Source organism: Pseudonocardia sp. HH130629-09, from assembly GCF_001294645.1.
Classification (GTDB): Bacteria; Actinomycetota; Actinomycetes; order Mycobacteriales; family Pseudonocardiaceae; genus Pseudonocardia.
On record NZ_CP011868.1, the window covers coordinates 2,167,160 to 2,181,322 of the forward strand.

13 protein-coding genes are annotated in these 14,163 nt (G+C 74.7%); 1 reads left to right on the forward strand and 12 read right to left on the reverse strand.

The window, feature by feature from the left end:
- Positions 1 to 49 precede the first annotated feature (49 nt).
- The 4 genes from XF36_RS09975 to XF36_RS09990 form a co-directional block, all read right to left on the reverse strand.
- Positions 50 to 811 carry an SDR family NAD(P)-dependent oxidoreductase gene (locus XF36_RS09975; RefSeq protein ID WP_060711782.1) on the reverse strand — a complete coding sequence of 254 codons (762 nt, stop codon included), beginning with the start codon at positions 809 to 811 and terminating at the stop codon, positions 50 to 52.
- A 19-nt stretch (positions 812 to 830) separates the two neighbouring features.
- Entirely contained in the window at positions 831 to 1,640 is an 810-nt protein-coding gene (locus XF36_RS09980) for an ABC transporter substrate-binding protein (protein ID WP_060711783.1), read from the reverse strand.
- Positions 1,637 to 1,816 carry a hypothetical protein gene (locus XF36_RS32300; protein WP_060711784.1) on the reverse strand — a complete coding sequence of 60 codons (180 nt, stop codon included), beginning with the start codon at positions 1,814 to 1,816 and terminating at the stop codon, positions 1,637 to 1,639. Before XF36_RS32300 ends, XF36_RS09980 begins: the two co-directional genes overlap by 4 nt.
- A gap of 105 nt (positions 1,817 to 1,921) precedes the next feature.
- Positions 1,922 to 2,680, reverse strand: a complete 759-nt coding sequence (locus XF36_RS09990) for a class I SAM-dependent DNA methyltransferase (RefSeq protein ID WP_060714561.1) — start codon at positions 2,678 to 2,680, stop codon at positions 1,922 to 1,924.
- A gap of 166 nt (positions 2,681 to 2,846) precedes the next feature.
- Here XF36_RS09990 and fabG point away from each other — a divergent pair, with 166 nt between their 5' ends.
- On the forward strand, positions 2,847 to 3,605 hold the full coding sequence (fabG, locus tag XF36_RS09995; protein WP_020623147.1) for a 3-oxoacyl-ACP reductase FabG: 759 nt from the start codon (positions 2,847 to 2,849) through the stop codon (positions 3,603 to 3,605).
- Between the two features lie 64 nt (positions 3,606 to 3,669).
- On the opposite strand, the gene XF36_RS10000 is transcribed toward fabG, so the two are convergent.
- The 8 genes from XF36_RS10000 to XF36_RS10035 form a co-directional block, all read right to left on the reverse strand.
- On the reverse strand, positions 3,670 to 5,016 hold the full coding sequence (locus XF36_RS10000) for a GH39 family glycosyl hydrolase (protein ID WP_060711785.1): 1,347 nt from the start codon (positions 5,014 to 5,016) through the stop codon (positions 3,670 to 3,672).
- Between the two features lie 290 nt (positions 5,017 to 5,306).
- Entirely contained in the window at positions 5,307 to 7,013 is a 1,707-nt protein-coding gene (cydC, locus tag XF36_RS10005; RefSeq protein WP_060711786.1) for a thiol reductant ABC exporter subunit CydC, read from the reverse strand.
- Positions 7,010 to 8,854 carry a thiol reductant ABC exporter subunit CydD gene (gene cydD / locus XF36_RS10010; RefSeq protein ID WP_082375303.1) on the reverse strand — a complete coding sequence of 615 codons (1,845 nt, stop codon included), beginning with the start codon at positions 8,852 to 8,854 and terminating at the stop codon, positions 7,010 to 7,012. Before cydD ends, cydC begins: the two co-directional genes overlap by 4 nt.
- Positions 8,851 to 9,918: a cytochrome d ubiquinol oxidase subunit II gene (cydB, locus tag XF36_RS10015; RefSeq protein WP_060711787.1), complete on the reverse strand. Its 1,068-nt coding sequence runs from the start codon at positions 9,916 to 9,918 to the stop codon at positions 8,851 to 8,853. The genes cydD and cydB overlap by 4 nt, the downstream gene beginning before the upstream one ends.
- Before the next feature lie 17 nt (positions 9,919 to 9,935).
- On the reverse strand, positions 9,936 to 11,453 hold the full coding sequence (locus XF36_RS10020; protein WP_060711788.1) for a cytochrome ubiquinol oxidase subunit I: 1,518 nt from the start codon (positions 11,451 to 11,453) through the stop codon (positions 9,936 to 9,938).
- A gap of 145 nt (positions 11,454 to 11,598) precedes the next feature.
- Positions 11,599 to 12,528 (reverse strand): alpha/beta hydrolase, encoded by a 930-nt coding sequence (locus tag XF36_RS10025; RefSeq protein WP_060714563.1) that lies wholly within the window; start codon positions 12,526 to 12,528, stop codon positions 11,599 to 11,601.
- Positions 12,529 to 12,638: 110 nt separating this feature from the next.
- Positions 12,639 to 13,355: an FAD-binding oxidoreductase gene (locus tag XF36_RS10030; protein ID WP_238589201.1), complete on the reverse strand. Its 717-nt coding sequence runs from the start codon at positions 13,353 to 13,355 to the stop codon at positions 12,639 to 12,641.
- 2 nt (positions 13,356 to 13,357) lie between these two features.
- Entirely contained in the window at positions 13,358 to 13,963 is a 606-nt protein-coding gene (locus tag XF36_RS10035; protein WP_060711790.1) for a sulfite oxidase-like oxidoreductase, read from the reverse strand.
- Positions 13,964 to 14,163 lie beyond the last annotated feature (200 nt).

Here is a 14,163-nt window from a genome sequence, read left to right on the forward strand (position 1 = left end):
GGTGCCGCGCGGCCCCCCGGGACCTCCGCCCCGATCCTGGCCGGTCGGGTCAGGTGATCGTCATGCCGCCGTCGACGGCCCAGGTCTGGCCGGTGACGTAGCCGCCCGCACCGGAGGCGAGGAACAGCACGGCCGCCGTCAGCTCCTCCGGGTCGCCGACGCGTCCCATGGGGATCCGCTCGGCCATCCTCTCCAGGTAGCCGTCCTGGTACTGGTCGGTCATCTCGGAGGCGAAGAACCCGGGTGCGATCGCGTTGACCCGGATGCCCCTGCGGGTGGCCCACTGCTGGGCCAGGTCGCGGGTCAGGCCGACGATCGCGGCCTTCGACGCCGAGTACGCCGCCTGCGGCAGCAACGCCGTGGTCAGGCCCAGCACCGAGGAGATGTTGACGATGCTGGACCCGGCGCCCATGTGCGGCGCGCAGGCCTGCGCCATCCAGTAGGAGCCGTTGAGGTTCACGTCGATGACCGAGGTGAACTGGTCGGGGGTCTCCTTCAGGGCCGGGACGGCGGTGCCGATCCCGGCGTTGTTGACCAGCACGTCGAGCCGACCGAACTCGTCCACCGCCGCCCGGGCGAGTGCCCGGCAGTCCTCGGGCCTGGTGACGTCGGTGGCGACGGCGACCGCGCGCCGCCCGGTCGCCTCCACCATGGCCACGGTGTCGGAGAGCCGCTCGGTCCGGCGGGCGCCGAGGACGAGGTCGGCGCCCGCCTCGGCGAGGCCCGTCGCGAAGGCCACGCCGAGGCCGGACGACGCACCGGTGACGACGGCGACTCGGCCGTCCATTCGGAACCGCTCCATCACGCTCACGCCCGGACCCTAACCCGGATCAGTCGCGCAGCCGGTCGGCGAGCTGGGGGACGAGCCGCTCGAGGGTGAACGGGGCGGACAGCACGCTGTTGTAGGTCATGCCCGCCCGCACGTCGGCATCCGGGATGATCATGTCGCCACGGGCGACGACCGGGACCTGGGCGAGGACCGGGTCGGTGTCGACCTGGCGGCGGGCCGGTCCCTCGTCGGCCAGCACGACCAGCGCGTCGCCGTCGAGCAGCCCGGCCTGCTCGGACGCGAGCTCGACGTAGAAGCTGCTGCCGTCGTCGAGCGCGGCGACCCGCTCGGGGAGGACGAAACCGAGACCGGACATGAACTGTCCGCGCGCGTCGGCCGGGGTGAAGGCGCCGTACCTGCCGTCGAAGGGCAGCACCGCGGGGGCGGTCGCGCCGCGGAACTCCGGGTGCGCGGCGACGGCGTCGGCGAACGCCGCGTCGGCGGTCCGGACGAGCTCCTCGCCGCGCTCCCGCTCGCCGAGTGCGGCGGCGACGGTGCGGGCCTGGTCGCTGCGGGGCACGCCGTAGGCGATGGTGCCGGCCGGACGGGCGACCACCGGGGCGATCGCGGACAGCCGGTCGTAGGTGGCCTCGTCGATGCCCGAGGTGACGGCGATGATCACGTCCGGGGCGAGCGCGGCGAGCCGCTCCAGGCTCGGGGAGGTGTCGGGCTCGGACAGCAGCTGGGGCGGGTTGCCGCGCACCAGGTCGCGGCCCCACGGGCCCACCCCATTGGTGTCCTGGAACACCGGGTAGGACGTGGTGGCCAGCGGGGTCACTCCCAACGCGAGGACCGGGTCGATGTCGGTCACCCCAGGGTGACGACCCGCTCCGGCCGGGCCGGGATCTCCGTGCTGCCGTAGACGTGGTCGATGCGGACCGGGAACGTCCCGCCGGACCCGGACGGCGCGGCGGCCGGGCCGGGGTCGGAGGCGCAGGCGCTGAGCAGTCCCGCGAGAGCGAGCACGACGATCGTCCGACGGAGCACCCCCGGACCATAGTCCAGGCTCGCCTAACCTGGAATGCCCGGTTCGTCGCGGGCCGCGCGTTCGCACCGGCCGTCGGTTCCGGGCACCGGTGCGAACGCGCCGGGTCAGCCGCGCGGGCGGCGCTTGCGGGCCACCACGGCCCGGTAGAGCAGCGGGTCGCGGCTGGTCGCGAGCCGGTGCCGGTAGACGGTCGCGCCCAGCTCCTCCAGCTCGCCGGAGGCGAGCATCGAGGAGATGAGCCCGGCGAACCCGGAGGTGTCGCCGTCGTTCAGGAAGTCGTCGCGCAGGGTGATCGCGACGAATCCGTCGTCGGCGACCATCTCGAAGGCGGCGCGGAACGCCGCGGGCGGGATGTCACCGAAGCCGAGCGCGGCGACGCAGGTCAGGGCGTCGAAACCGCCCGCGGAGATGGTCTCGGTGGTCTCGTCGTCGAGGGCGATGAGGTCGACGACGTGGTAGTCGTCGTAGACCCCGGGGCGGTCGCGTTCGGCGGCGTCGCGGGCCTCGGGGAGGATGTCGATCCCCACGACCTTCCCGACGCCGCGGGCGCGCAGCTCCTCGGCGACGATGCCGTTGCCGGCGCCGACGTCGAGGACGCGCAGCCCGGACGGGTCGACACCGACGGCGTCGAGCTGCTCGGCCAGGGCGCCCGCGACCACGGCCGGGGACTGGCACTGCAGGATGTCGTAGAAGAGCTTCTCGTAGAGGCCGGGGATCTTGAACAGCTCGTCGTAGTCGTGGAAGCGGTACTCGGTCCACCCGTGTCCGAGGTCGATGACGCAGTACTCCGCGTCCTGCTCGAACGAGGTCGTGGGCTCCGGCAGAGCAAGCCGGTAGGTCGGTTCGGAACGCTCGACGGCCATGAACACCTTCCTGGTCGGGAACGGACACCTCGACGCTAGTGCACCCGCCACCCCCGTCCGGGGGTGAGCGATGTCGCACGGGCCGTTCCGCGGCCCGGCGGCGGGTGGTGACACGATCGGCTGCGGGATGACACCCGGAGATCACCGTCGATCAGCGAGGAGAGACATGACCCAGCAGCAGAGGACCGCGATCGTCACCGGTGGGGCGCGCGGCATCGGGGCCGCCACCGCGATCCGGCTCGCCGCCGACGGACACAAGGTCGCGGTGCTGGACCTGGAGGAGTCGGCCGCGAAGGCGACCGTCGAGGCCATCGAGTCCGCGGGCGGGACCGCGGCCGCGTTCGGTGCGAACGTCGCCGACGAGCAGGCCGTCGCCGCCGCCGTCGACGCGGTCACCGAGCGCCTCGGCGCACCCACCGTGCTGATCAACAACGCCGGCATCACCAAGGACAACCTGCTGTTCAAGATGACCGTGGACGACTGGGACGCGGTCATGGGTGTGCACCTGCGCGGTGCGTTCCTGATGACCCGCGCGGTGCAGAAGCACATGGTCGACGCCGCCTGGGGGCGGGTCGTGAACCTGTCCTCGACCTCGGCGCTGGGCAACCGCGGCCAGGCGAACTACTCCGCGGCGAAGGCCGGCATGCAGGGCTTCACCAAGACCCTGGCGATCGAGCTCGGCAAGTTCGGCGTCACCGCGAACTGCATCGCCCCCGGCTTCATCGCCTCGGAGATGACCAAGGCGACCGCCGAGCGGATCGGCGTGGACTGGGAGGACTTCAAGGCCGCCCGGGCCAAGGAGATCCCGGTGCAGCGCCCCGGCGCGCCCGAGGACATCGCCCAGACCGTGTCGTTCTTCGTCGACGAGCGGTCGTCGTTCGTGAGCGGCCAGGTCATCTACGTGGCCGGCGGCCCGAAGGCCTGACCCGCGCCGCACGACGGGCCGGCACCGCGGAGGCGGTGCCGGCCCGTCGTGCGCTCCGGAGTGGTCAGGAGGTGCTGGTCATGGGCGCGATCGCCCAGCCGGGGATGTCCTCCTGGCCGGAGACCGGCACCGGGTCGGCGGAGAAGTTGACCAGCAGCACCGAGCCGTCGGCGGCGCGGAAGCCGCCCAGCGAGGAGCCGTCGGTCGCCCGGCCCAGCTCCACGGTGCCCTCACGCAGCTTCGGCACGAGCCAGCGCCACGCATCGGTCAGCGGGGTCGCCTGGCCGCCGTTCTCCTCGGTCGCGGGGGTCCACAGCGAGGAGTACTCGAGCGATTCGGCGCCCTCCGGGCCCCACAGCAGCGAGCCCTGGGTGCCGGACCGGGCCATCGCCTGCAGGGCCGCGATCGTCGAGACGGCGCTGGCGGGGGAGGCGTAGCCGGCCTGGGCGTCGGCGGGGACGTTCGCGTAGAACTCCGCCCACCAGATCGGCAGCTGGGTGCGTTCCTGGATCCAGCGGTCGATCACGGAGAACTTCTCCGCGCCGACGTCGACCGGGGAGATCGCGTCCTGCTGGCCACGGTTGGTGGTGGAGCCGTCGACGACGATGAAGTCCGCGCCGACGTTGTTGGCCAGCCAGTAGTCGAGGACGTCGAGCGGCCGCTGGTCGAGCGCACCCCAGGGGCCGCGGATGTCCGAGGCGTCTCCGGAGTCGACCGGGACGCTGCTCATGATGACGTACGGGCCGCCGACCTGGACGTCGGGCCGGACCTCCTTCACCGCGCGGTACACCTCGTTGTACATCGCGGTGTAGCCCTCGTAGTCCCAGCGGTTCTCGGCCTGGTTGTAGAAGCCCTTGAGCTCGTTCCAGACCAGGACGCGGTCGACCTGCGGGTAGCGCTGGACGGCCTCGCGGGCGAGGTTGGCGAAGTCGGCGAAGTGCTCGGGCAGCGGCGCCTTCTCCAGCCGGTCCCAGCGGGTGGCGCCGCTGTCGCGCGGGGCGCCCTTCATCCAGTCCGGGGAGCAGCACAGCGTCAGCATCGCCTTGCCGCCGGTCTCCTCGGTCAGCTGCATCCGGCGGTCCAGCGAGCCCCAGTCGTACTCACCGGGCCGGGGCTCGGGGTTCAGCGTGCCGAAGCCCATGAGGTGGTGGTTCTGGTACTCCTCGCCGAGGCTGGACAGGATGTCCACCCCGCGCTGGCGGGCCTGCGCCGGCTCGGTGTCGTCGAGGCTGTCCTGGGTGTGGGTCACCCCGATCTCCATCGGTCCCGGCTGCTTGTCCCACCGCCAGCTGCCCAGGTCGACGGCCTTCGCGGAGGCCTCCAGGGCCGACGACGGCGCGGTGCCGCCGGCGGTGTCGTCACCGCCGACCCCCGAGGTGCAGGCGGCGAGGGCCAGGACCCCCGAGAGCACCAGGGCCAGGGTCGGGGCCCGGCGGAGGCCGGACCGGAACCGGGGGGTCCGCGACGCGGACCTCGGTCCTGACGTCGTCGGGGAGGGACGGCGTGACGCTCGCACGGGGTGGTGACCTCACGTTCTGACCGGACGCGGCGCCGGGCGGATGCCGTGGCGCGCGCGGGCTCGTACTGACTCCTGCACTCCTGCACGGGACGGTGTCCCGGCGAGGTGCTCCCAGCGTGTCAGGGGCCTCCTGTGACCCGACTGAGAGAACCCCGGGCACGCTCGGAGCCGGCGCGAGCCCGCTATCGGACGTTCGGAGCAGGGTAGGGCCGCGGTTCGCGAGGGCTGCACGCAGCCCCGTCACGCAGGTGGACCTTCTTGTCGCGCAGCGTGTACACGCGGTCGGCGCGCGGCAGCACCGCCGGGTCGTGGGTGATGAGCAGCACCGCACGCCCCGCCGCGGCGGCGAGCAGGTCGTCGAGGACGGCGTCGCGGGTGTCCGGGTCGAGGTGGGCGGTGGGCTCGTCGAGCACCAGCACCGCCGGGTCGACGAGCAGCGCGCGGGCCAGCGCGAGCCGCCGGCGCATCCCACCGGACAGCCGGGCGCCGTGTGCGCCGACCTCGTCGTCGAGCGCCAGCCCGGTGAGCCCGACCCGGCGCAGGACGTCGTGCAGGACGGCGTCGTCGGCGTCGGGGGCGGCCAGGCGCACGTTCTCCCGGACCGTCGAGTCGAACACGTGCGGGTCGGCCGGCACCCCGGAGACCACCGCGCGGACCTCCTCGGGTGGCCGCACCGTCAGGTCGTGCCCGTCGAGCCGGACGGTGCCCGCGCGCGGGTCGAGGAACCGGAACAGCACCGCGGCCAGCGTCGACTTGCCCGACCCGCTGGGGCCGACCAGCGCCACGACCTCCCCGCGCCCGATGTCGAGGTCCACCTCGTGCAGGACGGTGCGGCCGCGGCCGTCCGGTCCCGGTCCCGGCCAGGCCGCGGTGAGACCGCGGATCGCCAGGTCACCGCGGCGGGGCAGCGGTGTGGAGCCCGGTTCGCGGTGTGCGACGGCGGGGGCGGCGTCGAGCACCGGCACCAGCCGGGCCAGCCCGGCGCGGACCGCGGCGAGCCGGGCCGCGGCGGCAGGCAGCGGCGCGACGATCTCGAACGCGGCGAGCGCGGTCAGCACCAGCACGGCCAGCGGGACCGCGCCGAGGGCACCGGCGTCGACGGCGGCGACGCCCAGCAGCAGCATCCCGGCCAGGGTGAGCCCGGCGACCAGGGCGCCGGAGCCCGCGCCGAGGCCGAGCAGCGCGGCGTCGCGGCGGGCGGTGCGGGTCAGCTCGGCGTCGGCCCGGGCGACCGCGTCGACGGCGTGGCCGGTCGCTCCGTGGGCCAGCAGCTCGGGGCCGCCGTCGAGCAGGTCGACCAGGGCGGTCGCCAGCCGGTCCCGCGCGACGCCGGCGCGCTCGGCGGGCCGCCGCGACAGCGCCGCGGCGAGGGCGGGCACCGCGACCCCGGCGAGCAGCAGTCCGCCCGCGAGCAGCGCGCCGCCAGGGAGGTAGAGCGCGGTGGCGAGCAGCACCGCACCGGACCCGGCGACCGCGGCCGCGACGACCGGCAGCATCCCGCGCACGACCAGGTCCTGCACGGAGTCGGTGTCGCCGACCAGCCGGGCGACGAGTTCGCCGGACCGGAACCGGTGGACCGGCTCGGTGGCGGCGAGCCGGGCGTAGACGCGGCCGCGCATGTCCGACAGCGCGCGCAGGGCTGCGTCGTGCCCGACCAGCCGCTCGGCGTAGCGGGCCACCCCGCGTCCGACGCCGAGGGCGCGGGTGAGCACGACGGCGACCGACAGCGCCGTCACCGACGGGTGCTGGGCGGCGGTGGCGAGCAGCCAGGCAGCCAGCGACAGCAGCCCGGCACCGCAGGCAGTGGCGAGCGCGCCGAGCAGCGCGCCACCGACGACGCCGCGCAGCCGGGGCGCCAGCACGCTGCGGGCGAGCGACCAGGGGCTCATCGGGGTCTCCCGGCCGGGGTGATCGTGGCGGGACCGGCCGTGGTCGGGGTGATCGTGACCGGAGCGATCGTGACGGTGCGGTCGGTGTGCTCGGCCCAGCCCGCGTCGTGGGCGACGACGACCGCGGTGCGCCCGCGCAGCAGCTCGGTGGCCGCGGTGCGGACCGCGGCGGCGGAGTCGGGATCCAGGTGCGCGGTCGGCTCGTCGAGCAGGACCAGCGGGGCGTCGCGTAGGAACGCCCTGGCCAGCGCGACCCGCTGGCGCTCGCCGGAGGACAGCTGCGTGCCGCCCTCTCCGAGCACGGTGTCCCAGCCCCGGGGCAGCCGGGCGACGACGGTGTCGAGCCCGGCCCGGCGTGCGGCCGCGCGTACGGCGTCGTCGGTGACGTGGTCCCGCCCGGCGCCGAGCCGGACGTTGGCGGCGACGGTGTCGGCGAACAGGTGCGGCTGCTGCGGGACCCAGGCCACCCCGCGCCGCCAGGCGTCGAGGTCCAGCTCCGCGAGCTCGGCGTCGGTCCCGTCCCGGCCGTGCACGGTCACGGTGCCGCCGGTCGGGGCGACCGTGCCGAGCAGCACGCCGAGCAGGGTGGACTTCCCGGCCCCGGACGGGCCGCGCAGCAGCACCGTCTCACCGGGGGCGAGGGTCAGCGACAGCCCGGCGACGGCGTCGGTGTCCGCGCCGGGGTAGCGCACCCGCAGCCCGTCGACGGTCAGGCCGCGCCCGGCCGGGTCGGCGGGCGGCGGCACCGGAGTGGTCCCGCCGGTGGCGCCGCCGACGGGGCGGTCGAGCTCGGCGAACACCTGCCGGGCGGCGGCGACCCCCTCCATGCTGGCGTGGAACCGGGCACCGACCTCGCGCAGCGGCAGGTACGCCTCCGGGGCCAGGACCAGCACGAACAGCGCGGTGGCGTAGTCGAGGTTCCCGTAGAGCAGCCGCAGCCCGACCTCGACGGCGACCAGGGCGACGGCGAGCGTCGCGAGGACCTCCAGCACGAACGCGGACAGGAACGCGACCCGCAGGGTGCCGGTCATGGCGTGCCGGTGGGCGTCGGTGGTCTCCCGGACCTTGCCCGCGACGACCTGCGCACGGCGGAACAGCGCGAGGGTCGGCAGCCCCTGCACGACGTCGAGGAAGTGCCCGCCGAGGCGCGACAGCAGCCGCCACTGGCGGTCGGTCCTGGCCCGGGTGTGCATCCCGACCAGGGCCATGAACAGCGGGATCAGCGGCAGCGTCACCCCGATGACGACCGCGGAGATCCAGTCGGCGTCGGCGACGACGATCAGTACCGCGACCGGGACCAGGACGGCGAGCACCAGCTGGGGCAGGTAGCGGGCGAAGTAGTCGTCGAGGGCGTCGAGCCCGCGGGTGGCGAGGGTGACGATCTCGCCGGAGGACCGCCGCGGGTCCGGCGCGGCGAGCGCGAGCCGGCGCACGAGCTGCATCCGCAGCTGGGACTTGGCGCGGGCGGCGCTGCGCAGAGCCGCGGACTCCGCGCCGTAGGACAGCAGCGCCCGCGCCACCGCGACGACGGCGACGCCCCCGACCAGCCAGGCCAGGGTGTCGAGCCCGGCGCCCGGACCGATGGGCGTGCCGTCGGTGGCGAACGACGGCGTCGCCCCGGCCACCACCCGCGACACGAGCCAGGCCTGGGCCAGGATCAGCCCGGTCGCGGCGACCCCGCAGCCCGCGGCGACGGCCAGGTGCACCCGGACCGCGCTCGCGGTGCGCAGCAGCCGCGGGTCGACGGGCGGGCCACCCGCGGGCGGGGCCCCGGCGGTGCCCGGCGGGACCGGCGGGACCGGCGGAGCCGACGGGGTGGACGGGTGCGACACGGTCGTCATCGTGGTGCCGGTACCGCGGTGCCACGAGGCCCGCCGGAGGTCGCATCCGGTGCGACCCGCGCCCCGCCGAGGCGCTTGCGGAACACCCAGTAGCTCCAGGACTGGTAGGCGAGGACCAGCGGCAGGAACACGGCCGCGACCCAGCTCATGACCGTGAGCGTGTAGGGCGCGGACGCGGCGTTCGCGACGGTCAGGGTGTGGGCAGGGTCGGTGGTCGAGGGCAGCAGCGACGGGTACAGCTGCCCGAACAGCACGACCGACAGCCCGCTGATCGACAGCGCGGTGGCGGTGAACGCCCACCCCTCGCGTCCGAGCAGCAGCGCCACCCCGCCCGCGGCGAGGGCGAGCCCGCTGACCCAGGCGACCGTGCCGGTCCAGGACGGCTCACGCAGCGCGAGCGTCGCGGCCAGGAAGGCGACGGTGACCAGCAGGACCGGGACCACCGCCCGCAGGGCGAACCGGCGTGCCCGGTACCGCACCGGCCCGTCGGTCTTGAGCGCCAGGAACACCGCGCCGTGCAGGAGGAACAGCGTAGTGGTGACGACGCCGCCGAGCAGGGCGTAGCCGTTCAGCAGGTCCGCGAGCGAGGCCGTGACCACGGTGTTCTGCCCGCTGCCCGGGGCGCTGAGCTCGGTCGGCAGGCCGCGGACCAGGTTGGCGAGCACCATGCCCCACACGAAGGCCGGGACCAGCGACCCGAGACCGATCATGAGGTCCCAGCGGGCCTTCCAGGACGCGTCGGAGCGCTTGTGCCGGTACTCCAGCCCGACCCCGCGCACGATCAGGCCCAGCAGGACGAGCAGCACCGGCAGGTAGAGGCCCGACAGCGTCGCCGCGTACCAGGCGGGGAACGCGGCGAACATCGCGCCGACGGCGGCGATCAGCCACACCTCGTTGCCGTCCCACACCGGGCCGATCGCGCCGAGCGCCGCCTCGCGGTCGGCCTCCTCGTCGCGGCCCAGGACGCGGACCAGCATCCCGACGCCGAAGTCGAACCCCTCGAGCACCAGGTAGCCGGTCCACAGCACGGCCACGGCCAGGAACCAGATCGTGGGCAGGTCCATCGTCGTCCCTCCGCAGGTCAGTAGCTGAACGCCGCGGGGCGGCGCTCGTCGTCGGTGCCGACGGCGGCGCCGTCGTCGGGACGGCCGTCGGGGCCGTCGGGATCGTCGGTGTAGGGGAGTGCGGCGCCGGGACCGGCCTGCACGTAGCGGAACAGCAGCCGCACCTCGACGACGGCGAGCACCCCGTAGAGCGCGGTGAACGTGGCCAGGGAGAACGCGACCTGGCCCAGGCTCACCCCGGGGGAGACGCTCTGCGCAGTGAGCAGCTCGCCGTGCACCGTCCAGGGCTGGCGGCCCATCTCGGTCAGCACCCAGCCGGCGATGTTCCCGGCGAGCGCGGCGGGCAGGGCGGCGATCACGCCCCGGTAGGCCCACCGCTGGAGCCGCCCGGCCGGAGCCGGTGCGCCGTCGCGGGTGAAGCCGGGCAGCCGTCCGCCGCGGGTGAGCCAGAGCCCGGCCGTCGCGACCGCGACCCCGGCCAGGCCGAGGCCCATCATCAGTCGGAACGCCCAGTAGAGGACGGCGATGTTGGGCCGGTAGTCCCCGGGGCCGTAGAGCGCCTCGTACTGTGCCTGCACGTTCTCGATGCCCTGCACCGGGCCCCACGGGCTCCCGGTGGACAGGAAGCTCAGGACGCCGGGGACCTGCACGTTGATGTGGTTGCGGCTGCCCTGGACGTCGCCGACGGCGAACAGCGAGAACCCGGCCGACTCCTCGGTCTGCCACAGCGCCTCGGCCGAGGCGAGCTTCATCGGCTCGTAGGTGGCGGCCAGCTTGGCCTGGTGGTCACCGGAGGCGATGACCAGCACCCCGGCGACGAGGGTGACGAGGAACCCGGTGCGCAGGGTCTTCCGGAACAGCGTGTGCTCGCTCGGGTGCGGCGTCGCGTCAACGGGACGGCGCCAGCGCTCGCGCATCAGCTTCCAGGCGCTGACCGCGGCGACGAACAGGCCCGCGATCAGGAACGCCGCGGCGACGACGTGGGCGTAGGTCGACCAGGCCTGCGGGTTGGTCAGCACGGCGCCGATGTCGGTGAGCCGGGCCCGGCCGGTGGCGCGGTCGACCTCGTAGCCGACCGGGTTCCGCATCCAGGCGTTCGCCGCGAGGATGAAGTACGCCGAGAGGTTCGATCCGATCGCGGCGGCCCAGATGCAGGCCAGGTGCACGCCCCGGCGCAGCCGGTTCCACCCGAAGATCCACAGCCCGATGAAGGTGGACTCGAGGAAGAACGCGATGAGCGCCTCCATCGCCAGCGGCGCGCCGAACACGTCGCCGACGAAGGTGGAGTAGGCGCTCCAGTTCATCCCGAACTGGAACTCCTGCACGATCCCGGTGACCACGCCCATCGCGAAGTTGATCAGGAACAGCTTCCCGAAGAACTTCGTCGCCCGCAGGTACTCCTCCCGGCCCGTGCGGAACCAGGCGGTCTGCAGCGACGCGACGATCACCGACAGTCCGATGGTCAGCGGCACGAACAGGAAGTGGTAGATCGTGGTGATCCCGAACTGCCAGCGAGCCAGGTCGAGCGCGTCCATCGGGACCTCCCGAGCGAAGTTCTACGTCCAGTAGTAGTTCTACCGGAAGTAGAAGATCAGCGGGGATCCGGGCCCGGTGGCGCTGGACACGCGGGCCGCCGCGGGTGCGCTCGCCCCCCGGGGCCGGGCACTCCGTCCGGTCCGGTCAGGCGACGGCGAGCGTGCGCCGCAGGAAGTCCACCTGCGCGGCCACGGACCGCTCGAACATCTCGCCGAGGTAGATGTCGAAGTGCCCGCACGGCAGCTCCAGCACCTCCGATCCCGCCCCGGCCCGCCCGGCGACCGCACGCACCGACGCCGGCGGCGCGATCGAGTCCCGCGCCGCGACGACGACGAGGATCGGCGCCCGCAGCCGCCGCGCCGCCGTCACCGGGCGGTTGAGCGGGATCCGCAGCGCGCCCCGGGCCCGCATGGTGTTGCGGAACCCGGGTCCGGCGATCGAGGAGTAGCCGCTCTCGGCGTCGTGCGAGGTGATCGCCGCGGTCGACCCGGGCGGCCCGAACACCGCGATCCGGTGCGGCGGGCGCCCGAGCAGCCCGGCGGCGGCGTCGCGCAGGCCGTGTCCGGTGAGGCGGGCCAGCTGCCAGGGCCCGGCGTGGCGCAGGATCTCCAGCAGCGCGGCGGCCCCGTCCATCGCGGCGCCCTGGGAGATCACCGCGGCGACCTGGCCGTCGCGGGCGGCGACCGGGACCACGTGCCCGCCGGAGTACGAGCTGCCCCACAGCACGATCCGCTCCGGGTCGACGCCGGGCAGCGTGCGGGCGTACGCGATCGCGGCGTGGTAGTCGGCGCGGTGGCGGCCGTGGTGGACGTCCTGGTCGAGCTGCGGGTCGCCGGTGCCGTCGGAGGCGCCGAACCCGCGGTAGTCGAACACCAGCACCGCGCAGCCCGCGGCGGCGAAACGCTGCGCGAAGGGCAGCAGCCCGGAGTCGCGGGTGGCGCCGAACCCGTGCGCCATGACGACGCAGGGCCGCCCGCGGTCGTTCGTGAGCGCGTCGCCGGACGCCGTGAGGAGCCAGGCCGCGCAGCGCAGGCCGCCGCTCGGGAACGACGTCTCGGCGGGGGTGACGGTCATCGTCGGCTCCTGCGTGCACGGGCGGATCGAGTCGGTCCGGGCCGCTCGCGGCAGCACGCGGCGGCTCGGGGCCGGGTCATCGTGCCGCACCCCGGTGCCCGGCTGCTCGGTCAGGCCCCGGTCGGGCCGAACTGCTCGATCCGGATCGCGTGGTCGGGGACGCCGGCGGCGGCGAGCAGGTCGGCCGCGGCGGCGGAGAAGGCCGGCGAGCCGCACACGAACGCGGTCTCCCCGCCGCGGACCAGCGGGGCGACGTCGGCGAGGGTGAGCCGGCCCGCCGGGCGGGTCGCGCCGGGCGGGGCGGTCCGGGTGAACACCGCGGTGACCGGCGGACCGGTGAGCTCCTCGCCGTAGAACAGATCGTCGGGGGTGCGGACCGAGACCAGCATCCGCACCAGGTCGGGACGGCCGACGGCGCGGGCGTGGCGCAGCATCGCGGCCAGCGGGACCTGCCCGGACCCGCCGCCGACCAGCAGCGCGGGGGAGTCGCCGTCCCAGGCGAACCAGCCACCGACCGGGCCACGGACCTCCAGCACGTCCCCGACGACGGCGACGTCGTGCAGGAACCCCGACACTTCGCCGTCGTCGAGACGCTCGACGGTCAGCGCGATCTCCGGCCGCCCGTCGGGCGCGGAGGCGACGGAGTACGAGCGCTGTGCGGTGTAGCCGTCCTCGGCGGTCAGGCGCAGCACGTAGTACTGGCCGGGCAGGTGGGTGGCCGGTTCCTCCAGACCCAGCCGGAAGGTCTTCACCCCCGGGGCCTCGTCGTGCACCGACAGCACGGCCGCGGCCTGCCAGCGCAGGGTGCGGCGTGGGGTCGTGTCCACCGTCAGTCCCCCTGGAACCGCTGCTCGGACCACGGGTCGCCGCGGTCGTGGTAGCCGTTGCGCTCCCAGAAGCCCGGCTCGTCCTCGGCGAGCAGGCGCAGCCCGGCGACCCACTTCGCGCTCTTCCAGAAGTAGAGGTGCGGCACCAGCAGCCGCGCCGGGCCGCCGTGCTCGCGGGTCAGCGGCGCACCCTGCGCCTCGAACGCCAGCCACGCCCGGCCGCCCGTCAGGTCCGACAGCGGCATGTTCGTGGTGTAGCCCGAGTGCGAGTGCACGACGGCGAACTGCGCCTCCGGCAGCGGTCCCGCCGCCTCCAGCAGCGTGTCGACCGCGACCCCGCTCCAGCGCATCCCGAACTTCGACCAGGTCGTGACGCAGTGGATGTCGCCGTCCCACCGCTCGCGGGGCAGGCCGCGGATCTCGTCCCAGGTCCACTCGACCGGGCGCTGCACGAGACCGTCGATGCGGAAGGTCCAGCGGGCGGTGTCCAGCACCGGGGCGCGTTCGGCGGTCAGCACCGGCCATTGGTCGCCGGCGTCGTACTGGCCGGGCGGCAGCCGTCGGTCACGCGGTCTGCGCCCGACGAATCCTCGGGTCACGCGGGGCATGCCGACCACAATGCACCCCCGCCCCCGGTTGTTCCCGCCCCGGCCCGTCACACCGGCACCCGGCCGCCAGGAGCTACCGGCGGGGAACGGCCGGGTGTACGCCGCGACGCCCCCGGACGGCCCCGTTGCGCCAGTCGGGTGCATCACAGGCCGTGCGCGCCTCGCCACAGCGCATGCCCCTGGCGGTCACCGGCTCACTA